At 68.1% G+C, this 19,454-nt stretch carries 24 protein-coding genes; 7 read left to right on the top strand and 17 right to left on the bottom strand.

Going from position 1 to position 19,454, the window contains the following annotated elements; genetic code table 11:
- The first annotated feature begins 90 nt into the window (after positions 1 to 90).
- From ACFK0J_RS27555 to ACFK0J_RS27565, 3 genes are all read left to right on the top strand, one after another.
- The gene (locus ACFK0J_RS27555) at positions 91 to 771 is read left to right on the top strand and encodes an amino acid ABC transporter permease (protein WP_218470395.1); all 681 of its coding nucleotides are present in this window, start codon (positions 91 to 93) and stop codon (positions 769 to 771) included.
- A 67-nt stretch (positions 772 to 838) separates the two neighbouring features.
- Positions 839 to 1,738: an amino acid ABC transporter permease gene (locus ACFK0J_RS27560; RefSeq protein ID WP_378732129.1), complete on the top strand. Its 900-nt coding sequence runs from the start codon at positions 839 to 841 to the stop codon at positions 1,736 to 1,738.
- Positions 1,739 to 1,956: 218 nt separating this feature from the next.
- On the top strand, positions 1,957 to 4,185 hold the full coding sequence (locus ACFK0J_RS27565; RefSeq protein WP_378732131.1) for a M20/M25/M40 family metallo-hydrolase: 2,229 nt from the start codon (positions 1,957 to 1,959) through the stop codon (positions 4,183 to 4,185).
- 84 nt (positions 4,186 to 4,269) lie between these two features.
- Here the strand turns inward: ACFK0J_RS27565 and recX are convergent, their stop codons facing one another.
- The 5 genes from recX to ACFK0J_RS27590 form a co-directional block, all read right to left on the bottom strand.
- Positions 4,270 to 4,824, bottom strand: a complete 555-nt coding sequence (recX, locus tag ACFK0J_RS27570; protein ID WP_378732133.1) for a recombination regulator RecX — start codon at positions 4,822 to 4,824, stop codon at positions 4,270 to 4,272.
- A gap of 379 nt (positions 4,825 to 5,203) precedes the next feature.
- The gene (gene recA, locus ACFK0J_RS27575; RefSeq protein ID WP_218470399.1) at positions 5,204 to 6,250 is read right to left on the bottom strand and encodes a recombinase RecA; all 1,047 of its coding nucleotides are present in this window, start codon (positions 6,248 to 6,250) and stop codon (positions 5,204 to 5,206) included.
- A 144-nt stretch (positions 6,251 to 6,394) separates the two neighbouring features.
- Complete coding sequence (locus ACFK0J_RS27580; protein WP_378732136.1) at positions 6,395 to 6,943, bottom strand: nuclear transport factor 2 family protein; 549 nt, start codon at positions 6,941 to 6,943, stop codon at positions 6,395 to 6,397.
- A gap of 14 nt (positions 6,944 to 6,957) precedes the next feature.
- Positions 6,958 to 7,845 (bottom strand): pyridoxamine 5'-phosphate oxidase family protein, encoded by an 888-nt coding sequence (locus ACFK0J_RS27585; protein ID WP_378732138.1) that lies wholly within the window; start codon positions 7,843 to 7,845, stop codon positions 6,958 to 6,960.
- Positions 7,846 to 7,848: 3 nt separating this feature from the next.
- Complete coding sequence (locus tag ACFK0J_RS27590) at positions 7,849 to 8,310, bottom strand: VOC family protein (RefSeq protein ID WP_378732141.1); 462 nt, start codon at positions 8,308 to 8,310, stop codon at positions 7,849 to 7,851.
- Between the two features lie 153 nt (positions 8,311 to 8,463).
- On the opposite strand from ACFK0J_RS27590, the gene ACFK0J_RS27595 reads away from it, so the two are divergent.
- Positions 8,464 to 8,982, top strand: a complete 519-nt coding sequence (locus ACFK0J_RS27595) for a CGNR zinc finger domain-containing protein (RefSeq protein WP_378732145.1) — start codon at positions 8,464 to 8,466, stop codon at positions 8,980 to 8,982.
- A 3-nt stretch (positions 8,983 to 8,985) separates the two neighbouring features.
- Here ACFK0J_RS27595 and ACFK0J_RS27600 read toward each other — a convergent pair whose 3' ends face one another.
- From ACFK0J_RS27600 to ACFK0J_RS27610, 3 genes are all read right to left on the bottom strand, one after another.
- Positions 8,986 to 10,230: a phosphotransferase gene (locus ACFK0J_RS27600; protein ID WP_378732150.1), complete on the bottom strand. Its 1,245-nt coding sequence runs from the start codon at positions 10,228 to 10,230 to the stop codon at positions 8,986 to 8,988.
- Positions 10,227 to 10,418, bottom strand: coding sequence for a DUF3046 domain-containing protein (locus ACFK0J_RS27605; protein WP_378732153.1), 192 nt, complete (start codon positions 10,416 to 10,418; stop codon positions 10,227 to 10,229). The genes ACFK0J_RS27600 and ACFK0J_RS27605 overlap by 4 nt, the downstream gene beginning before the upstream one ends.
- 88 nt (positions 10,419 to 10,506) lie before the next feature.
- Positions 10,507 to 11,670 carry a glycosyltransferase gene (locus tag ACFK0J_RS27610; RefSeq protein ID WP_378732156.1) on the bottom strand — a complete coding sequence of 388 codons (1,164 nt, stop codon included), beginning with the start codon at positions 11,668 to 11,670 and terminating at the stop codon, positions 10,507 to 10,509.
- 209 nt (positions 11,671 to 11,879) lie between these two features.
- Here ACFK0J_RS27610 and ACFK0J_RS27615 point away from each other — a divergent pair, with 209 nt between their 5' ends.
- On the top strand, positions 11,880 to 12,491 hold the full coding sequence (locus ACFK0J_RS27615; protein ID WP_378732159.1) for an HD domain-containing protein: 612 nt from the start codon (positions 11,880 to 11,882) through the stop codon (positions 12,489 to 12,491).
- Here ACFK0J_RS27615 and ACFK0J_RS27620 read toward each other — a convergent pair.
- The 5 genes from ACFK0J_RS27620 to ACFK0J_RS27640 all read right to left on the bottom strand — a co-directional run bounded on the left by ACFK0J_RS27620 (position 12,476) and on the right by ACFK0J_RS27640 (position 15,207).
- Positions 12,476 to 13,183, bottom strand: coding sequence for a PIG-L deacetylase family protein (locus ACFK0J_RS27620; protein ID WP_378732162.1), 708 nt, complete (start codon positions 13,181 to 13,183; stop codon positions 12,476 to 12,478). The genes ACFK0J_RS27615 and ACFK0J_RS27620 overlap by 16 nt on opposite strands.
- Before the next feature lie 324 nt (positions 13,184 to 13,507).
- Positions 13,508 to 13,684: a hypothetical protein gene (locus tag ACFK0J_RS27625; RefSeq protein WP_218470409.1), complete on the bottom strand. Its 177-nt coding sequence runs from the start codon at positions 13,682 to 13,684 to the stop codon at positions 13,508 to 13,510.
- A 164-nt stretch (positions 13,685 to 13,848) separates the two neighbouring features.
- Positions 13,849 to 14,607, bottom strand: a complete 759-nt coding sequence (locus ACFK0J_RS27630) for a PRC and DUF2382 domain-containing protein (protein ID WP_378732165.1) — start codon at positions 14,605 to 14,607, stop codon at positions 13,849 to 13,851.
- A gap of 41 nt (positions 14,608 to 14,648) precedes the next feature.
- Positions 14,649 to 14,816 carry a hypothetical protein gene (locus tag ACFK0J_RS27635; RefSeq protein ID WP_218470411.1) on the bottom strand — a complete coding sequence of 56 codons (168 nt, stop codon included), beginning with the start codon at positions 14,814 to 14,816 and terminating at the stop codon, positions 14,649 to 14,651.
- Positions 14,817 to 14,937: 121 nt separating this feature from the next.
- Entirely contained in the window at positions 14,938 to 15,207 is a 270-nt protein-coding gene (locus tag ACFK0J_RS27640) for a hypothetical protein (RefSeq protein WP_378732168.1), read from the bottom strand.
- Between the two features lie 68 nt (positions 15,208 to 15,275).
- On the opposite strand from ACFK0J_RS27640, the gene ACFK0J_RS27645 reads away from it, so the two are divergent.
- Positions 15,276 to 15,962, top strand: a complete 687-nt coding sequence (locus ACFK0J_RS27645) for an HAD-IA family hydrolase (protein WP_378732171.1) — start codon at positions 15,276 to 15,278, stop codon at positions 15,960 to 15,962.
- 111 nt (positions 15,963 to 16,073) lie between these two features.
- Entirely contained in the window at positions 16,074 to 16,268 is a 195-nt protein-coding gene (locus ACFK0J_RS27650; protein WP_218470416.1) for a hypothetical protein, read from the top strand.
- A gap of 5 nt (positions 16,269 to 16,273) precedes the next feature.
- On the opposite strand, the gene ACFK0J_RS27655 is transcribed toward ACFK0J_RS27650, so the two are convergent.
- From ACFK0J_RS27655 to ACFK0J_RS27670, 4 genes are all read right to left on the bottom strand, one after another.
- Positions 16,274 to 17,155: a hypothetical protein gene (locus tag ACFK0J_RS27655; RefSeq protein ID WP_378732174.1), complete on the bottom strand. Its 882-nt coding sequence runs from the start codon at positions 17,153 to 17,155 to the stop codon at positions 16,274 to 16,276.
- A gap of 133 nt (positions 17,156 to 17,288) precedes the next feature.
- Positions 17,289 to 18,119 (bottom strand): phage shock protein PspA, encoded by an 831-nt coding sequence (pspA, locus tag ACFK0J_RS27660; RefSeq protein WP_218470417.1) that lies wholly within the window; start codon positions 18,117 to 18,119, stop codon positions 17,289 to 17,291.
- 200 nt (positions 18,120 to 18,319) lie between these two features.
- A complete protein-coding gene (locus ACFK0J_RS27665) occupies positions 18,320 to 18,808 on the bottom strand; it encodes a helix-turn-helix domain-containing protein (RefSeq protein ID WP_378732177.1) in 489 nt (162 codons plus the stop codon).
- A gap of 115 nt (positions 18,809 to 18,923) precedes the next feature.
- Entirely contained in the window at positions 18,924 to 19,439 is a 516-nt protein-coding gene (locus ACFK0J_RS27670; protein WP_378743064.1) for a CinA family protein, read from the bottom strand.
- Between the last annotated feature and the right edge of the window lie 15 nt (positions 19,440 to 19,454).

The following is a 19,454-nucleotide window of genomic DNA, read 5'->3' on the forward strand; positions in this document are numbered from 1 at the left end:
GCCTCGCACGGTGGTCCGGCCCCACAGGGCCGGACCACCTCCACATTTTTCCCCTGAGAATCGAGACCCGATGGGAGGGACGCGTACGCCGTGTTCGACCTGATCTCGAGGTATGACGACCAAATCCTCGACGCCTTCTGGGTGACCATCAAACTGACCGTCTTGTCGGCGGTCGGGGCGCTGATCCTGGGCACTTTCGTCGCCGCGTTGCGCGTGTCCCCGGTTCCGATCGCCCGTGCGGTCGGCACCGCCTACGTCACCATCTTCCGCAATACCCCGCTCACGCTGATCATCGTGTTCATGTCGCTCGGCCTCTACACCACCATGGGCTGGCGACTGGCCGGTGAGGGACCGAACTCGGTCGCGGAGAACAACTTCCGCTACGCCATCGTCGGCCTCAGCATCTACACCGCGGCGTTCGTCTGTGAATCGCTGCGATCCGGTATCAACACCGTGGCCATGGGCCAGTCGGAGGCGGGCCGGTCGCTCGGTTTGACCTTCGCCCAGAATCTGCGGCTCATCGTGCTGCCGCAGGCCTTCCGTTCCGTCATCGCTCCGCTGGGCAGCGTGCTGATCGCGCTGACCAAGAACACCACGATCGCCTCCGCCATCGGCGTGGTCGAAGCGGCGTTCCTGATGGCGAACATCAACGAGAACGAGGCAGCCGTCGTCGCCGTCGGTGCCATCTTCGCCCTCGGATTCGTCGTCCTGACCCTGCCGACCGGCCTGTTCTTCGGCTGGCTCGCCAAGCGATTCGAGGTCGCCCGATGAGCGAGCGAACAATGCACACAGCTGCCCCAGCGGTCATGACGGAACCGAGCGTCAGCGAGGTGGAGTCATGAGTGCCGCACCTTCGGTGCTGTTCGACGCGCCCGGTCCCCGCGGACGTCTTCGGCACCACTTCTACTCGGTCATCGTTGTCGCCGCCGTCGCGGCGCTGCTGTGGGTGCTGTACAGCGGCTTCGCCGACAAGGGACAGTTCACCGCGGAAAAGTGGAAGCCGTTCCTCGACGCCGAGGTCTGGCAGACCTACTTGCTACCCGGTCTGAAGGGCACCGTCGTCGCGGCGCTGCTGTCGATCGTGTTCGCGCTCGTGATCGGCATGGTCTTCGGCATTCTGCGCATGTCGGATCATCGCCCGGTGCGGTGGATCGCGGGTGCGGTCGTCGAGGTGGCGCGTGCCATTCCGGTGCTGATCCTGATGATCTTCCTGTTCGCGGTGTTCTCCAAGAACCGGGTCTTCCAGTCCGAGGACCTGGCGTTGGCCGCGGTCGTGATCGCGCTGACGGTCTACAACGGTTCGGTCATCGCCGAGATCGTTCGCGCGGGTATCCGGTCGCTGCCCAAGGGGCAAACCGAGGCAGCGGTCGCGCTGGGCATGCGGAAAAGCCAGCTGATGCGGCTGATCCTGCTGCCGCAGGCGATCACCGCCATGCTGCCCGCGCTGGTGTCGCAAATGGTGGTCGCGCTGAAGGATTCGGCGCTCGGCTACCAGATCACCTACACCGAGATCGTGCGCTCCGGCCAGCAGCTCGGTGCGGCCGAGCAGAACACCATTCCCGCTCTGATGGTCATCGCACTGGTCATGATCGCGTTGAACAGCGCCCTGACGTTCGTGGCGACCAAGCTGGAGGGACGACTGCGCGCCCGCAAGAAGGGTAAGGGTGGCGCCGTAGTAGCGGCCGACTCCATCCTCACCGACGCCGCCCCCGGAATGGACATCACCGGCAAGAAGTAACCGTTCGAATCGACGCTGCGCTGGATACCGTTCCAGCGCAGCGTCTTTTCTTTCCCTGTCGCGCGCATCATTTGTGACGGCGCGCACGAAACCGCCCGCAATTCGTGCGCGGGTCGAGAAACCGTGCGCGCCAACGGGCGCTGACCTCGATCGCGACCGGTCAGTCGGATCGGCCGACTACGATCGCGTCCGTGCGGGTAGGGCGACGAGTTTCTGGTTTGCTGGCGTTTGCTGTCTTGCTGGCCGTGGCTTTCCTGGCCGCGTGGGATCAGCAACCACGGGGTCATCGGTCGGAGTCCGCGCCTGTCGACGTTTTCAGTGCCGAACGCGCGTTCCGGGTGGTCGAGGAGATCGCGCAGCGGCCGCATCCGGTCGGCACCGCCGAACACGACCGCGTGCGGGACCATCTCGTCGCGGAATTGCGAGAACTCGGCTTGCAGACCGAGATTCAAGAGAGCATCGGCCGGTACCCGGCGGCCTTGCAGCGCGACGTGCTCGGGATCGGACGGGTCGCCAACATCATTGCCCGGCTGCCGGGGACGAATTCGACCGGAACAGTTTTCCTTACGGCACACTACGATTCCGTCGCTTCCGGGCCCGGTGCGAACGACGACGGGGTCGGGGTCGCGGCGGTGCTGGAGGACGTCCGCGCGCTACGGGCCGGCGGCACCACGTTGCGCAATGACGTGGTCGTCCTGCTGACCGACGCCGAGGAGACCGGGCTGCTCGGTGCGGAAGCCTTTGTCGCCGCGGGCAAGGACGGCAGAGACACCGGCGTGGTCATCAACCACGAGGCGCGCGGTGCGGGCGGTCCACCGTTGCTGTGGCGGACCACTCGGCCCGACGGCGCGCTGATCCGTGCGGTCGCGAACGCCGCACCGCATCCGAACACCGACTCGTTGTCCACCACGTTGGCCGGCGCGCAGACGTCGAGCAATACCGACTTCGCCTCGTTCGAGCCGGGCGGGCTGCGGGTGCTGGACTGGGCCTATGCCGGTCGAAGTGCGTACTACCACAACCGGCTGGACGACCCCGCGCACGTGGACTTGGCGACCGTGCAGCAGATGGGCGACAACAGTCTCGCCATGGTTCGAGAACTCGGCGACACCGACCTCACGGTGTCCGAGGATGCCGATCGGGCGTATTTCCAGTTGCCTTTCGGCGTTCTGGTGGTGCTGCCGCTCTGGGTGATCATCGCGCTCGCCGTCGCCACAGTCGTTGCCGTGGCCTTGATCGTCGGGCAACTCCGGCGCGCCGGTGAGACCAGTCTGCGGCGCGTACTCGGTGCGGCCGCAACGGCTGTCGTCGCGGCGCCGATCGCGACCGGTGCGGTGTACGGATTGTGGGAGGCGGTGAAGGCCATCCGGCCCGAGTATCGTCCCCTCTTCGTCGACCCTTACCGACCCGAGTTCTATTACGTCGCGATCCTCGTGGTGTCCGTCGCCGTGCTCGCCACCTGGTATGCGATCGCGCGGAGGTTGTTCGGCACGCCTGCCACGGCGGCCGGGCTGCTGTGCGGCATGGCGGTGCTCGGCGCGGTGCTCGCGGGCATCGCGCCAGCGGCCGCCCACGTGCTGGTTGTCCCCACCTTTGCGGCGGCGGTAGGTGTGGCGGCCACGTTCGCGGTGCCCGATCGCTGGCGGCTACCGGTGCTCACCGTCTTTCTCGTACCGGCGGCGGTATTCCTCGGCGGCGCAACCTGGCCCGTGCTGCAGACCGGTATCACCACTGCCCCGTTCCTGGTCGCTCCCGCGGTGGTGCTGCTCGGCGGTCTGCTCATGCTGACCCTCCCCCACTCGTGGCCGAACCGGCACGGATGGGCGATTCCGTCGGTCGCCTTCGCCCTTGCCGTCGTCCTCGCGGCCGTCGGTCTGGCCGTGGACCGTTTCGACGATCGCCATCCCCTGACCTCCCAACTCGTCTACGCACTCGACGCCGACCGGAACGAGGCCCGCTGGCTCTCCCGGGAAGTCCCCGACCGCTGGACCCGGCACTTCGTCGGCGACACCGCGCCAGACCAGCGGTTCGCCCAACTGTGGCCCACCGTCGTCGCCAGCGGCCCGGCCCCGGCCGAAGCGCTGGCCCCGCCGACCGCCGAAATCCTCTCCGATACCACCGAATCGGGGCAACGCACCGTACACCTGCGAATACGGTCACCCCGCGGCGCCACGAGCATCGCCCTGCGCTACGAAACACCCTTCCAGTCCTTGCGGGTCGCGGGCCGCGACATGAACCCGCTGCCGAAAACCGGCTTCCAGTTCTACGCACCCCCGCCCGAAGGCGTCGACGTACAACTCGTCGCCCCCGCGGGACCGTTGTCACTGACCCTGGTCGACTACACCTGGCTCCCCGACTCCAAAATCCAGTCCTACCGAAACCCCCCGGACGACATCTACTTCCGCCAGGACAGCACCGGAGCCGTCTTCACCACCATCCCAGGACTGTAGACGTCAGTTTCGACGACCCGCCGTGTTCAACGCCTGGTGGCGCCCGCTCCATCGAAACCGAACCAGCCACGGCCGGAACGTCGGCTAACTCGGATCGGCGTCGAGGTCTGAGGTGTCGATTTCGGCTTGGGCCAGTTCGGTTTTCACCACCGTGTATGCGACGGACTGGTTGTAGCCTCGGCGGGCGAGCATGCCTACCAGGCGGCGGATGGTTTTGTCGCGGTCGAGGTTGGTGGGGAGGCTGCGGAGTTTGCGGCGGACCAGGTCGCGGGCGCGGGATTCTTCGTCGTCGGCGGTGATGGCGTCCAGGGCGGGGGCGGCGTCGGATTGGGCTACGCCTTTGCGCCGGAGTTCTTGGGCCAGCGCTTGTTTGCCTTTGCCGGAGAAGGTGTGCCGGGAGTGCACCCATTGTTCGGCGAAGGCCGCGTCGTCGATGAGGCCGACCTCGGTGAGGCGGTCCAGGGCGCGGTCGGTGATGTCGGGGGTGAACCCCTTGGCCGCTAGGCGTTGGGCGAGTTCCGCGCGGCTGCGGGCGCGGACGGCGAGCAGGCGAAGACACGCCTCTTTCGCCTGCTCGACCGTCCCGCCTGGCGGTGTGGGCTCCGTGGAGCGCGCACCCCGCTCGGATCCGGCCGCCACCGGATCCGCCCATCGGCCGTCGGAAGGTGCGGAATCAGCCGACTGGGAGTCGTTGCGCCGGGACGACTTTCGCCGCCCACGGCGGGACTGTGCCGTTGCGAAGGACGCAGCCGCGGAGAAGGACCCAGTCGAACGCGCCCGCTGCGGATCGGACGCGCTCGACCGAGTTCCCATGGTGTCCGATTCGGCCGAACCACCTTCGGCCGTCCGGACTCGTCCGGGGTCCTGTTCGCCGGGCCGTGATCCCGTGGGACCGGTGGAGGCACCAGAGGCGGACAGGAGTTCTTGGAGTCGGCGTCGCATCTCCTGCACCGGTTCGGACCGCGACTCTTCGGGCGCGGTCCGGCGCGGCTGGGGCGAGCGTCGACCGTTCATCGGATCAGAAATCGGCGGGGACCTCGGCGGCGGCCGCATCCGCGGTCACGTCGGCGCCGATGCCGAGCTTCTCCTTGATCTTCTTCTCGATCTCGTTGCAGATGTCGACGTTGTCCAGCAAGAACTTACGAGCGTTCTCCTTGCCCTGGCCGAGCTGGTCACCCTCGTAGGTGTACCAGGAGCCGGACTTGCGAACGAAGCCGTGCTCGACACCCATGTCGATGAGCGAGCCCTCCTTGGAGATGCCGTGGCCGTAGAGGATGTCGAACTCGGCCTGCTTGAACGGCGGGCTGACCTTGTTCTTCACGACCTTCACCCGGGTGCGGTTACCGACCGCGTCGGTGCCGTCCTTGAGAGTCTCGATGCGGCGCACGTCGAGGCGGACCGAGGCGTAGAACTTCAACGCCTTACCACCGGTGGTGGTTTCGGGAGAACCGAACATCACGCCGATCTTCTCGCGCAGCTGGTTGATGAAGATGGCGGTGGTGTTGGAGTTGCTGAGCGCGCCGGTCATCTTGCGCAGTGCCTGGCTCATCAGGCGGGCCTGCAGACCGACGTGGCTGTCACCCATCTCGCCCTCGATCTCGGCGCGCGGCACCAGGGCGGCCACCGAGTCGATGACGATGATATCGATGGCACCGGAGCGGACCAGCATGTCCGCGATTTCCAGCGCCTGCTCACCGGTGTCCGGCTGCGAGACGAGCAGGGCGTCGGTATCGACTCCCAGCTTCTTGGCGTATTCCGGGTCGAGGGCGTGCTCGGCGTCGATGAACGCGGCGACACCGCCCGCGGCCTGCGCATTGGCCACCGCGTGCAGCGCGACGGTGGTCTTACCCGAGGATTCCGGGCCGTAGACCTCGACGATGCGGCCGCGCGGCAGACCGCCGATGCCGAGCGCGACATCCAGCGCGATGGAGCCGGTGGGGATCACCGCGAGCGGCTGACGTACCTCTTCACCGAGGCGCATGACCGCGCCCTTGCCGAAGCTCTTCTCGACCTGGGCCAGCGCGAGTTCGAGAGCCTTGTCGCGGTCGTACGCCTGTGGTGCCATGTCCTGATCCCCTTTTCGACGGGTAAGTCTCTGCTGTGGTTGGCGCCAACATTAGAGGGCGGCACCGACAAGTTCTGGCGCCAAGACTAGACGAACAGATGTTCGAGTCAAGCGACGCGCCGGGCCGGTCCGCTCTCCGCGCATTTACGCCAGGCCGAGTGCACCCGACGCGCGCAGCTGCTCTTCGGTGAAGAGGTGGCGGGGGCGCGGCCATTCCTCGTCGGCCGGGAAGCGGTGCCCGCGTATTACTGCTGCGGCAGGATCGAGTCGTCCCCCGGCTCGCGAACCGAAGATACGGCGGGCGGATTCGGGGATGCGGACGTCGTTGATACTCGCCTCGCGGCGGGCCATCAGACCGTCGGCAGCGAACTCCCACTGTTCGTTGCCGTAGCTGCGCCACCACTGACCCGACTCGTCGTGCCACTCGTACTGGAAGCGCACCGCGATCCGGTTGTCTTCGAAGGCCCAGAGGTCCTTGCGGAGCGCGTAGCCGTTTTCCGAAGCCCATTTGCGGGTGAGGAATTCGACGATCGCGGCGCGACCGGTGAAGAACTCGTCCCGGTTACGCCACACCGAGTCCTCGGTGTAGGCCGCGGCTACCCGCTCGGGATCGCGGGTATTCCACGCATTCTCAGCGGCGAGCACCTTCGCCTTGGCGGTTTCGAGATCGAACGGTGGCACGGGAGGTCGCACGAACGACTCCTCTCTCAGGGATTGACGGGGGATAGTTCGGGCGGACCCCAGCGCAGGGGGCCCGCGCCGGGGCGCTCGACGACCTCGGTGATGGTGAAGTCGATCGAGCACTGCGCACCGGTAGCGAAAGTCTCCGGCGCCCAGCTCAATTCGGCGGTACCGGTGAGTTGGAGGGTGCCGCCGGTGGCCCAGTCCGGGACGAGGATGCCGCAGCGCGGATTCACCTCGATATTCCCGAGTGTCATGAACATCGAGTTGCCTCGATAGTCGGGCCAGCGCAACCGCGTCGGCGAAAGCACCTGGAGGAAGCCGGGATTCCCGCCTCGATGCGAGGCATCGGCATTCCCTTCGGTATCGGCGGTGGCGACGAAGAACGCGTCGGCCGCCGCGATCGCCGCCTGCTGACGCGCGTCGAGTTCGGTGCCGTGCTGTGCGGGCGGCGGCTCGACGTCGGGCCGATAGGACTCGAGCTGCCTGCGCGTGATGTATTTCGGACAGTTGGAATAGACCTGGTCGGTGACGATGAGCAAGCCACCAGCCACCGCCGTCGCGGCACCGTTGACGCGCATCCGCCTGCGCCGCTGCGGTTGCAGGGCGATCATGCCGACCCGCGCCGGGCGGGTCAGCGCCTCCCGCAACGGATCCCCCGCGGTGGGCTGTGCGTCGACGGCGATGGTGTCCGCGTCGATGGCGTGCACGAATCCCGGCGGTCCGACCAGTTCGGTCGCCCACAACCGGCCCGCGTCATCGGCCGCGGCGATCACCACCATCGGCTGCTCGGCCAGGAAAGCGGCGGCGACGGCCGGGATGTCGGCCCGGATCATCCGGCCGACCCGGTCGGCGACCTGTGCCTGACCCATGCGCTGCTGGACGGCGAGTTCGCCTAGGTGGAAAGGCGTCATGGCTCAGAAGAATCCACAGGTCGGCGCGGCACCGGTCGGCGCGGGCGCGCATTCGGCGCCGGACGGCGCGTAGACCTCTAGCCGGATGCCGTCGGGGTCGACGAAGAAGATTCCGCCCGAGGCCACCCCCTCGCCGTGCGCGACGACGCCGTCGTACACGAATGGCACCGACTGTTCGCGCAGCGCCGCCTCCACCGCCCGCACCTGGTCGATGGTGTCGACCTGGAACGAAAGATGATGCAGCCCCGCCGTTTCGGCCGAGAATGCGGCTGCGCTCTGCTGCCACAGCGTCACCAGCAGCTTGCCGTCCGCGCCGAGGAACGCCCACTTCTGCTCGCCGTCGGTGCTCGCGGCGAGCTGCTCGAAACCGAGTGCGCGGCGGTAGAAGTCGACCGAACGGTCCAGGTCGGAGACGTTCAGGCCGATGTGCCCGGTGACGAGCTGGGGCGCGGCGACAGTGGTCATGGGATCCTCCTCGACAGGTAAACCGTCTTTATCGGTTTAACTGGTTAGAAGATAGCCGGAGCCGTGAACACCGGTCAACCTGTAAACTGAAAATAACCGGTTAGATAGGCGGTGGTCGACTCGGCGGCCAGAAGGAGGTCGATACCCTCAGTTATGCGCGATCCACGTCCCCACCTCGGCGAACCGCTTGCCCTCGACCTGTTGGACACGCGGTGGAACGAGAACGGACACCCGCAGGACCTGCTCACCGACGTGGCGGGCTTGGGCATCTGGCTGGCTTCGGCGGGGCTGGCCGATCGCGCGACCGCCGACCAGGCGACCCTCGACGCGGTCCTGACGGCCCGCACCGCCATCTACGACGTGGTGCAGAGCGCCGCGCACACCGCGCTGAACGAGGTGCTCGACCGCGGCCGAATCCGGCGCACCCTCACCGACACCGGCCCCGCGAATGTCATCGACGTCCCCGATCCCGCCTGGCTACCCGCCTGGCTGGCCGCCGACAACCTGCTGCACCTGCTCGCCGACGCGCCGGACCGCATCCGCCAGTGCGCCCACCCCGACTGCGTGCTGTTCTTCTACGACACCTCGAAGAACGGCACCCGCCGCTGGCATTCGATGGCGACGTGCGGCAACCGCACCAAGGCGGCCCGGCATTACGCCAAGAAGGCTTGAACCTCAGAACAATTCGTCGAGCAGATGGTAGTACGCCAAGCGGCGAGGGTCCGGTTCCGCCAGCCCGTACGCGGCGAAGAAGGCGGCCACCTCGGCGTCGCCGAAGTCGTCGCCCAGATCGCGTACGGCAAGGGCCAAGTCGCGGTACCGGTCCGCCACCCCGAGCGCGCCGACGTCGAGCAGGATCGGGCCCTCCAGCACGTTGGGCGGGGTGAAGTCGCCGTGCGCCACCACGAGATCCTCGTGGTCCGGGCGCTCGGCGAGTAGCCGGGCCAGGACGTCTTCGGGTGTCGCTCCCTGGTTCACGTCGTCGAAGTCGTCGCGATCGACCAAACCCTCGATCACCTGTCGGCGCGCCTGCGCCAGCACGACGTCGAGCCGTCCGTCGAAGGGGCACTCGGCGACCGGGATGCTGTGCAGCCGACGCAGCAGCGCCCCCATGATCGCGCCCACCGACGTGGCACCCGAACCCGCGTCGTCCCGCGCGGCCAGACTAGCAACGCCCGCGTCGGCGAGCACCAGCACGTCGCCGTCGAACTCGACCACCTCGGGAAGTTGGATTCCGCGGCCGCGCAGCCAGTTCAGCCGCTCGTGTTCGGCGGCGGCCTTCGATCCCCGCTTGACCCAATAGGTTTCGTTGACGAACGCGACCCCACCACTCATCCCCTCGTGCTCGTCCGACCAGGTCGGTGTGGCACCGAGCAGCGCGGCGACCTTCGGCGGCAACGGAATCGGCAGCGCGGGCAGCGTCTCCAGCGCGACCCGGGTGGATTCGATCAGTTCGGGATCGCCCTCGGCCGTGCGCAATTCGAGTGCCTCGCGCAGCAGTGCGTGCGCTTCGGTCAGCTGACCCTGTTCGGCCAGCGCCCTGCCGAGGTGCTGAACGGCGAACGACAGCACGTCCGGCGCGGCCAACCGAGCGTGTTCGACGGCCCGCCGGTACAGCGTCTCGGCGGTGCTCGCGTCACCTCGATAGCGGTAGACGTCGCCGAGATTGATCCACACGCTGATCCGGCGCTGCTCGGTGTCGACCAGTTCCAGCGCCCGATCCAGCCGATCGAGCGCCTCGTCGTAGCGTCCGAGCAGCATCAATTCGATCCCGGTCTGCCGGAAGCTCGCGAAGTCGTCCGGCTCGGTCGCCGCCAGCCGCGCGGTCAGCCGCTCCGGGTCGACCGGAATCATCCGCTGCCGCTCATCGAACCGGTATAGCGGCCCGTCCTGGTCGACCGTCTCGCCCGGCGTGCTCACCAGCGCGCCCGCGGGACATCGAACTCGGCGCAGAGGGCCCGCCACACATCGCGCGGGTCCACCCCGGCTTCGATCGCGTCGGCTCCCGTTCGCCCCAGCGCGGGGATCACGTGATCGGTCAGCAAAGCGTCACCCCTGGCCGTCCCGAATTCGGTATGCAACAGCTCCTGAAACTCAGTCAATCGCACCGTGCCCAAGATACCCGCGCGGTCCCGCGAGCCCCACCTGCCCCATCGTTCGTCGACCGTGGCCGCGTGGAGCTACACCCGACCGCCGCTACCACGCTCGCACCGTGTCCAGCACTTGGTGGCACAGCTGGATCGGATCGGCGACATCCCGAGCGCTCGCCGCCGCTCGTTCGGCGGCGGCGGTGAAGTGGGGCGTGGACAGGATTTCCAGGACGGCAGCCCGGACTGCGGCGGGCGTCAGGGGGCGCACCAGGAGGGAACTTCCTTGGCGGACAGCGCGATTAGCGAGCTCCCATTGGTCGCCGCCGCCAGGGATGGTGACAACGGGGACGGCGGCGGACAGGGACTTCGCGAGCAGCCCGTGGCCGCCGCCGCCCACGACCACCGAGGCGTGGGTGAGCAGTTCGTCTTGGCGACCCAAACCCGCGGTGGCCCACGGCGGTAGCTCGGCCGGTGGCGTATCGAGGGTCGAGATCGCCACGCGGACACCGGCATCCGTGAGGGCCGCCAGGACCGTGTCGACCATGCCGGTCACGCCGGTGTGCGCGGTGGAGGGGGCGACCATCACCAGGGGGGCGTCGCCCGGCGGCGGCTGCAGGATCGCGTCGGTGGGTTCCCAGAACAGCGGCCCGATGACGTGGGCGTTGTCGGGCCAGTCCGGGCGCGGCACCTCGAGGGCGGGCAGGGTGGCGATCAGCCGGGCGGCCGGGCCGGGATCGGTAGCGGGCAGGCCGACACTCTCGCGGGCCTGTTCCCGCTGACGCAGTCCGTGCCGGATATCCCGGGCGGTCATGGTACGCAGCACGCCGTCGCGCACGCGGCCACGCAACCCCTCCCCGGGGGCGAGGCCACTGCCGATGGGCGGCAAGGCTTTCGACGGCAGGTACAGCGGATGCGGGGACAGCTCCACCCAGGGAACGCCGAGCCGTTCCGCGGCCATGCCGCCGCCCGCGGTCAGCACGTCGGAGACGACCAGTTCGGGCAGCATCGCGCCGAGGTCGGGCAGGATCTCGGTGGAGATGTGCGCGGCGCGCTCGTGGATGCGCTGGCCCGCGTCGGTGTCGTCGTCGGCGGGGCGTGGGGCCAGCCCCTTCAATCGGCGCACGCCGATTCCGGCGTCACGTGCGGCGTCGAACCAGCGCGGACCGGTGAACAGCACCGGCTCATCGCCGGCGGCCAGGAAACGCAAGCACAACGCGATAGCGGGAAAGGCATGCCCTGGATCGGGTCCCGCGACTACGGCTACTCGCATTCGCCCAGCCTGCCACACCGCGGAACAGGTGGTGCCGAACGGAGTCCGTCGTCATGTCGCGGATAGCCGGAGCGAAAGCAGAGGTCCGCATGATCGCCCGGCCGCACCCAGCCGCGCGTCTTCACCTGCTGGACAGCAGAACTTCACGTGACCTCTTGCGTGAACGGCGCTATGGTCTAGACCAATAGATATCGGCGAGTGGAGCGATCGTGCGGGTGTCCACGGTGGACGAATTGATGGTGCTGCTGGCGAACGGCGAGGACGTCTGGGACATGCCGGACCGCAGCGGCGATCCGGTCGACATCCTCGATCACGACCGGCAGTGCGCGGCCTTGCTGCGGCAGCGGCACCCCGATGACGAGGAGTTACAGGTCGCCGGACTCGTGCACGACATCGGTCACCAACTCGTCCCCGGCGACGACGCGGGTCACGGCAGACACGGCGCGGACGCGATCCGCGAGTTGCTCGGTGCCCGGGTCGCCCGGCTGGTGGAGCTGCATGTTGTCGCGAAACGCTATCTGGCGGCGACGGATTCAGCGCACACCGAGAGGCTGTCCGCCGCCAGCCGACGCACGCTGATCGCCCAGGGCGGCCCGATGACGGACCAGGAGATCGCCGAATTCCAGGCCGACCCGGATTTCGACGCCGCCCTAGCCCTGCGCCGCGCCGACGACGCGGGCAAGGTGGTCGGCCTCGCCGTAGCTCCGCTCGACTCCTGGTTCCCGGTCATCAGACGCGTCGCCGCTCGAGCTGATCACCGTGGCGTATCGCGAGAAGCCGCTACCACGCTCACGGCAACCACGGGTCACCCGCCGAAGTAATAGAGCTCGAAGCCGACCGCCCGTTCCGCGGGGAAGCCCTCGATGGGCCCGGTCGCCCGGTCCACGATGAAGCGCACCTGATCTTCCACCGGATCCGAACTGAGCACCTCCAGATACCGGCGATGCTCGGACAACGACGCGGTGGCCTGGTCGATGTTCGCCGTGACGTCGACGGCGTGGGTTGCCTTCGGCCCGGCAATCGCTCCCCAGCGCGCGGACCACGGCTCCTCGGCGAGGTCGGGGAAGATCCACTCGTTACCCGCGTCGGAGATGGCGTCCAAGGCGGCGCGGCCGACAGCGCGGTGGTCGGCGCTGTTGGCGTAGCCGGGAGCCCAGGTGTCACCGAAGTTGAAGAGCACCACCAGCTCTGGCCGGTGACGGCGGATCGCGGCGGCCAAGTCGCGACGCAACTGCAGAGTTTCCTCGACCCGGCCGTCGGGGTAGCCGAGGAACTCCACCTGATGCACGCCAACGGCTTTGGCGGCGGCGATCTCCTCCGCTTCGCGCAGCGGCCCCGACTCCGCGGGCGGGAGACCCGCGATCCCCGCCTCGCCGCTGGTGACCAGGACGTAGCGAATGTCTTTGCCCTGCCCCGTCCAGCGGGCCACCGCCGCGGCCGCGCCGTATTCGATGTCGTCGGGATGCGCCACGATCACTATCCCGCGCCGCCAATCCTCCGGCATCTGCTCCATTTACTCCGCCTCTCTGTCTCGCCACTTCGCGTGGTCAGGCCAGACTAAAGCGCCGTGACAGTTGCCTCGGCGGCAGGCGGTCCGGCACCGATCAGGCCCGGCGGGACGCCCGCTGGCAAACGAAATATGTTGTGGCGGTTGACATGAAGAAGGGCCGTGCGCTTACCCCTCATCGGGGAGCGCACGGCCCCTGGTCGGACGGTTTCGCGACTTCGCTCGCGCTACCTGGTGGCGTCCCGGCCACACCCGGATCCGCCCGACCGCCGCTCGCAGTACGACTTCGCGGCGCTACCCGGCGCGCAGAAGTCGCTCCGCAGGCGGAGACTACAACTTGCTGAGTGGCGCCTTGTTGTCCGAGCCCGCCACCGCCTTGTACAGCAGGTACAGGCCGAACACGATGGCGCTGATCACCAGGATCGGGAACAGCCCCTTGATCAGCGCACCGATGATGGCCAGCGCGATCCAGACGACCGCGACGATACCGATGATCTTCCACAACATTGCCAGCCTCCGAGGGTTTCCGCGAACCGCTCTCCCACGATCCGACATGTTCCACTCTGGCAGCTGGCTGCGGATAAAGCACCAGGTCAACAACGATATCCGGGTGAAGATCAGGGTTCACCCTGACCTTCACCCGGCGCTATCCATCGCGAGGCGGACGGTCACTACTGTCGCGGGTTGCGGGGGTTGCGGGGGTCGTTCTTCTCCACACCCTCGGTCTCGATCCGCTCCTTGCGGACGGTGCCGGACACGGTCTCCGTGTCCTCGACCTCGTCGACGGCGAGGCGGACCCGCTCGACGGGGACCGCTTCCTTGTTCACCGTCACCCGCTCCTCGTGCAGGGTGACCTCGCGTTCCTGCTCGCCGATGTCGGCGCGGCCCACCTGGGACGGATCGGTGATCGGCTCGCGCTCGATCCGAACCTCCTCGTGCGTGGTCGGCACATTGACGGACTGTTCCTCGGTCACCACGTACTTGTGCAGGCGCGCGGTGCCGACTTCCTCGTTCTGCTTGCCGACCGCGAGGCGCTCCTCGGAGCGCACCATGCCCGCGTCATCGGGCCTGCGGCCGCCGCGCATCTGCTGCCTGCCGCCGAGTTCCATGCCGGCCCGGTTCGGGTCGATGTGATAGTGGTCGAACAGTTCGCGCTCGGATTCGGGGCTGATCAGACCGTCGTGCTCGAGATGCGGCGCGGTCTTCACCTCCTCCTTTTCGACGCGGACCTGCAGTGCTTCCGGATCGTGGCGCAGCTCGGCGCCCGCCAGCGGAACCAGCGAGTCACCGCTGAACAAGCCGGTGGACACTGCCACCCAGGTCGGTGCGCCGGAGGTGTTGTCGACGTAGATCCGCTTGACCTTGCCGATCTTGTCGCCTTCCGGGTCGTACACAGCGCTTCCGATGAGTTCTTCCAGCATTCCGGTCATGATTGTGAGTCCTCCGCGTTGCATTCGGTGATGAAAGTGATTCAGGCACTTGCCTTTTGATCGGGCTGATCGAGATCGTCGGCGATGCGCTGCGTTTGCCGCGAGCGTCGGACCGGATCTTCGACGTTGCCCCTGGCCAGGTATCTACTGATATCCAGCCGTTGCGTGTCCTGGTCGATCGCGGATTTTCGGTAGGCAATATCAAGCATCTGACTGCTCCTGCCCTTGTAGTGAATGTTCCCGACCCCTGTATGGAATCGGGCCGATCAGCTACAAGAAAGCAACTACCCGGCTGAATGTGTACCAAACACTTCGCCGGTGAATTGCCCGTCAACCGGCCGATCCCGCATCCCGGGTGAGCAGCGCGGCCTGGACGCGGTTGGTGACATCCAGGGCGGTGCGGATGCGGCTGACGTGTGCCTTCAGCGCCGGTGCCGCCGTAGTGTGGGCTGCGGCGGCGGCCCCGGGGCCGGTTACGCCGCCGCGGCCACCGCGCAACGGCTGATCCCGCTGGCCGGGGCCGCGCTGGCCGGACCCGCGCTGGCCGGGGCCGCCGGGCTGGCGGCGCTGATCGCGTATGCGTTCGCGCGCTTGCGCCACACGGCCCCCGGGTGCCGCGCAGCACGCAGTACCGGAACCGAGGTCGACGAACGTGGAGGAGAAATCCCATGCACAGTGAAGTGCCGTGCACCGCAGTACTTTTCGACTGCGATGGCGTGCTCGTGGATTCCGTCGACAGCGGCGAGCGCTCCTGGCGGCGTTGGGCGCACGAGTACGGCCTGGACCCCACCGAGGTGTTGCGCGGCATCCACGGTCGCCGCTCGGCGGATACCGTGCGCCTGTTCCTGCCCGCCGACGCGCAGGAGGCCGGGCTGGCCCGGATCGAGGACATCGAGATCTCCGAGGCGGTCGACACCGCGGCGCTTCCCGGCGTGCATCAGCTGCTGAATCGGATGACAGCGGACTGGGCCATCGTCACCTCGGCCTCGCCCGCCCTGTTGCAAGCGAGGCTGCGCGCGGCCGGGATTCCCCCGCCACCGGTCACGATCACCGCCGCGGATGTCTCGGTGGGCAAACCGGCCCCGGACGGATACCTGCTGGCCGCGCACAAACTCGGTTCGCCTATCGAGCACTGCGTGGTCTTCGAAGACAGCGTCACCGGGGTGGCGGCCGGGATCGCGGCCGGTCCGCGCCGCGTCGTCGGCGTCGGCGCGCAAGCTCTGGATACCCCGGCCGATATCGTTGTGCGCGACCTGTCGGGTACCAGCCGAACCGACCTCGGATTACGCTTCGCGGAGGCATCGATTCTGCGCTCTCCCGGCCAGGACTCAGGTCAGTGTACGGTTGTACTCTGATCTTACTCGCAGCGTTCCGAATAGCGTGATTTGGGAAGGATGGTTGGCCTATGTACACACCTGGTTCAGCACACACTTATTCACTGAATCCCACGTGACGGTCGGTGCCTGATGGAAAACGAACTAGCCCAAGAATTAGCGGCGGCGGCCCGCCGGCACGGCGGGGCGATCGCGGGCATCGTCGGCGGCGCGGCCCGTAAGGCGTCCTGGGAGGTGCTCGACCTGATGGCCGAGGGCCGCGAGCTGGTGAGCGCCGCCCTGCGGGCCAGGGCGGAAGAGCTGCGCCGCCGCGATCAGCCGCGCTGATCCGCTCAGAGCGGCGGCGGCGGTGCCGCACTCACTGATCGGTCGGCGACTTCGGTGAGTGCTTGCGCCCAACCGTCCAAACGGTCGGCCGCGTGCCGCAGATCGGCGACGATCGCATCGAAATTGTGCCGCAGCACGGCGCTTTCGGGGACCGCGAGGATCCGTCCGGCGGCCGCGACGACCTGTTCGTACTCGACGACGCCGGTGTCGAGGCGGCCGAGTGCGAACTGCAAGTTCTCGGTGAGACCCACGGCCGCGGGGGAATTCGAGCGGCCCATGGCGCCGAGTGCCTGTTCCATGGCGGTCACGTCGGCGGCGAGGGCGTGCAGGGCGGCCGAGCCGGAGCTCGCCGTTTCGAGCATGTCGGCGAGCTCGTCCTCGGGCAGCCGGTTGCCGCGGGCGATCTGCGCGCCGAGCCCGTGCAGCGCTCGTTCGGCGCGGACCAGCCTGGCGATGGGTCCACGCGCGCGGGACCACAGCGGTGGTTGCTTGGGTGGAATGAACGTGGCCTGCGGCAGCGGCGAGTTGCGCAACCGCAGGTAGCGGCGGGCGCTCAGCGCGGTACCGGTGACCAGCGCGACCGCCCCGCCGCCGAGCACGACGGCGACCCAGACGGGCGCCGAGACGATGGCGAGCCCAACGGCTCCCACGGTGAGACCGGAGGCGGTGCCGAGTTGGAAGCTGCGGCGGCGCGCTCGGCGACGACGGCGTAGTTCCCGCTCGCGCGGGTCGGCCCAGCGGCGGACCGCGACCAGTGCGGTCTCGCCGACCTCACGCAGATTGTCGGGCAGGCTTCCCGGTTGCGGTGCGAGCGCGGCCTGCGCCCGCACGATCGCGGCATCGCGCTTGCGGCCCGGCAGCGCCTTGCCGGACTGATCCCGAGTCATGCCATCTCTCCCACTGCTAGCGCGGATCGAACCAGCACGGTCCCGGCATGGCCGACGGCCGGCCCGCCGGGTACCCGTGCGTTGTCCAGTGAACCAGTCACCACCGACAAAGTCCTCGCCGAGCGTCCGACCGTTACTGCTGTGCGGTCTGGCCCTTGTTCATCTGCGGCTGTGCCGGATTGGCCTGGGCCGGTGCGGGATTGACGGCGGGCTGGGCCGCACCACCCGCGGGCAGCTGATCGCCGCGCATGGACGCGCGGATCTGCTCCAGCTTGCTGTGCCCGGCCATCTGGATGCTGGCCTGCTGGACCTCCAGCATGCGGCCCTGCACGGTGTTCTGCGCGAGCTCGGCGGAACCGAGGGCGTTGGCGTAGCGGCGCTCGATCTTCTCGCGCACCGCGTCCAGGCTGGGGGTGGTGCCCGGCGCCGACAGGGTCGAGTCCATCTGCTGCAGTGACGCGGAAACCTGCTCCTGCATCTTGGCCTGCTCCAGCTGACTGAGCAGCTTGGTGCGCTCGGCGACCTTCTGCTGCAGCAGCATCGCGTTCTGCTCGACCGCCTTCTTGGCCTGGGTGGCCGCCTGCAGCGACTGGTCGTGCAGCACCTTCAGGTCTTCGACGGACTGCTCGGCGGTGACCAGCTGCGCGGCGAACGCCTCGGCGGCATTGGTGTACTGGATCGCCTTCTCGGTGTCGCCCGCGGCGCTGGCCTGATCGGCGAGGGTGACCGCCTGGCGCGCGTTGGCATTGAGCTTCTCGACCTCGTCGAGCTGCCGGTTCAGCTTCATCTCCAGCTGACGCTGGTTGCCGATGACCGACGCGGCCTGCTGCGAGAGGGCCTGATGCTGGCGTTGAGCTTCCTCGATAGCCTGCTGAATCTGGACCTTCGGATCCGCGTGCTCCTCGATCTTCGAATCGAAGAGGGCCATCAGGTATTTCCAGGCCTTGACGAACGGATTAGCCATCGATTGATCCCGCCTCCATCTGACGTGCCGCGCCGTCAGCGCGACTCCAGTGCGCGACCGTCACGCACTCGATATATGCCTATCCTCCACCATGCGGCAGGTGGGCCGGGTGTACCCGGCCCAACCGACGCCCGATGAGAATCTATCCGCTTTCGGCGCCGGTCCGCAGTGTTGCCGCGGCTGCCACCTGTTGCTGTCTGTCACATGCCCTTCACCAGGACCAACATGTCGGCCTTCGGTGCCGGAATGACGATTCGGGTGTCCATGGCCAGCGGCAGCGGGCGGGCGCCTGCTCCGGCCACCGACAGGCTGGCGCTCGCGGGGGCGAGCGCGGGCTCGGCGGCGGGCGCCTCCGTGGCCTGCTCGGCAGGCACGGCCTCGGCCGCCGTGGTCTGCTCCGCTTCGGCGGGCAGCGGCACAGCCGCGGCGTCCGCCGGGGTGCGGGTCGGCAGGCCGTCGGCGCCTGCCATGATCGTGCTCACGTCCCAGAGCACCCGGGACAGCGGCACGTCGAGGGCCGCGCAGATGGCGGCCAGTAATTCGCTGGAGGCTTCTTTGCGGCCCCGCTCGACCTCGGAGAGATAGCCCAGGCTCACGCGCGCCGAGGTGGACACCTCGCGCAGGGTCCGGCTCTGGGCGAGACGAGCACGCCGCAGACTGTCCCCGATGGCCTCTCGCAGCAGCGTCATCTCGTTCTCCTTCGCTCCCTGTCAGGGGACCTGCATGACACTCACGAGTGCCACGCACGCCGTTCTTTCTGGCACAACGTCGGACGAGGCCCGGTTGGTTCCCGCCCGGCACAAATCACTCACCTGGCCCACCGCGCTCGTCCGGCCGGCGCACACATCGCAGCAATTCCCGCACGGCGGTGTGTGTCGCACTGATCCTGATCGTCCACCGGTCGCCGAGGAGTTTCAACCGCATCACCTCGGTGTGCCCCGGACCGGCCAGGCCGAGGAAGACGGTGCCGACCGGGTGTCCGTCCTGCGGATCGGGCCCGGCGACACCGGTGAGCGCCACCCCCCAGTCTGCCTCGCACCGGGTGCGGGCGCCCACCGCCAGCTGTTCGGCGGTGCTGGCGGCGACCGGACCTTCCGTCGCGAGTACTTCGTCGCTGACGCCGCCGAGGCTGTGTTTGAGATCTGTGGCGTACACCACGAGGCCGCCCCGGAGCACCGCGCTCGCCCCCGGCACACCCGCGATGGTCGCCGACAACAGTCCGGCGGTGAGTGATTCGGCGGTCGCGACGGTCTGACCCGCGGCCTTCAACGTCCGGACCAGCTCGGCGACGGGGACGTCCGCGGTCAACGGATCGGTCAGCACCGAGGACGCCGT

This window comes from Nocardia brasiliensis (assembly GCF_042691675.1).
Lineage (GTDB): Bacteria > Actinomycetota > Actinomycetes > Mycobacteriales > Mycobacteriaceae > Nocardia > Nocardia brasiliensis_D.

Excerpts from the sequence above, each read along its gene's own strand:
- ACFK0J_RS27560 (WP_378732129.1), top strand. The coding sequence starts at position 839 with ATGAGTGCCGCACCTTCGGTGCTGTTCGACGCGCCCGGTCCCCGCGGA.
- recA (WP_218470399.1), bottom strand. The coding sequence starts at position 6,250 with ATGGCACCACAGGCGTACGACCGCGACAAGGCTCTCGAACTCGCGCTG.
- ACFK0J_RS27585 (WP_378732138.1), bottom strand. The coding sequence starts at position 7,845 with ATGACGCCTTTCCACCTAGGCGAACTCGCCGTCCAGCAGCGCATGGGT.
- ACFK0J_RS27590 (WP_378732141.1), bottom strand. The coding sequence starts at position 8,310 with ATGACCACTGTCGCCGCGCCCCAGCTCGTCACCGGGCACATCGGCCTG.
- ACFK0J_RS27595 (WP_378732145.1), top strand. The coding sequence starts at position 8,464 with ATGCGCGATCCACGTCCCCACCTCGGCGAACCGCTTGCCCTCGACCTG.
- ACFK0J_RS27610 (WP_378732156.1), bottom strand. The coding sequence starts at position 11,670 with ATGCGAGTAGCCGTAGTCGCGGGACCCGATCCAGGGCATGCCTTTCCC.
- ACFK0J_RS27620 (WP_378732162.1), bottom strand. The coding sequence starts at position 13,183 with ATGGAGCAGATGCCGGAGGATTGGCGGCGCGGGATAGTGATCGTGGCG.
- ACFK0J_RS27625 (WP_218470409.1), bottom strand. The coding sequence starts at position 13,684 with ATGTTGTGGAAGATCATCGGTATCGTCGCGGTCGTCTGGATCGCGCTG.
- ACFK0J_RS27630 (WP_378732165.1), bottom strand. The coding sequence starts at position 14,607 with ATGACCGGAATGCTGGAAGAACTCATCGGAAGCGCTGTGTACGACCCG.
- ACFK0J_RS27635 (WP_218470411.1), bottom strand. The coding sequence starts at position 14,816 with ATGCTTGATATTGCCTACCGAAAATCCGCGATCGACCAGGACACGCAA.
- ACFK0J_RS27645 (WP_378732171.1), top strand. The coding sequence starts at position 15,276 with ATGCACAGTGAAGTGCCGTGCACCGCAGTACTTTTCGACTGCGATGGC.
- ACFK0J_RS27650 (WP_218470416.1), top strand. The coding sequence starts at position 16,074 with ATGGAAAACGAACTAGCCCAAGAATTAGCGGCGGCGGCCCGCCGGCAC.
- ACFK0J_RS27655 (WP_378732174.1), bottom strand. The coding sequence starts at position 17,155 with ATGACTCGGGATCAGTCCGGCAAGGCGCTGCCGGGCCGCAAGCGCGAT.
- pspA (WP_218470417.1), bottom strand. The coding sequence starts at position 18,119 with ATGGCTAATCCGTTCGTCAAGGCCTGGAAATACCTGATGGCCCTCTTC.
- ACFK0J_RS27665 (WP_378732177.1), bottom strand. The coding sequence starts at position 18,808 with ATGACGCTGCTGCGAGAGGCCATCGGGGACAGTCTGCGGCGTGCTCGT.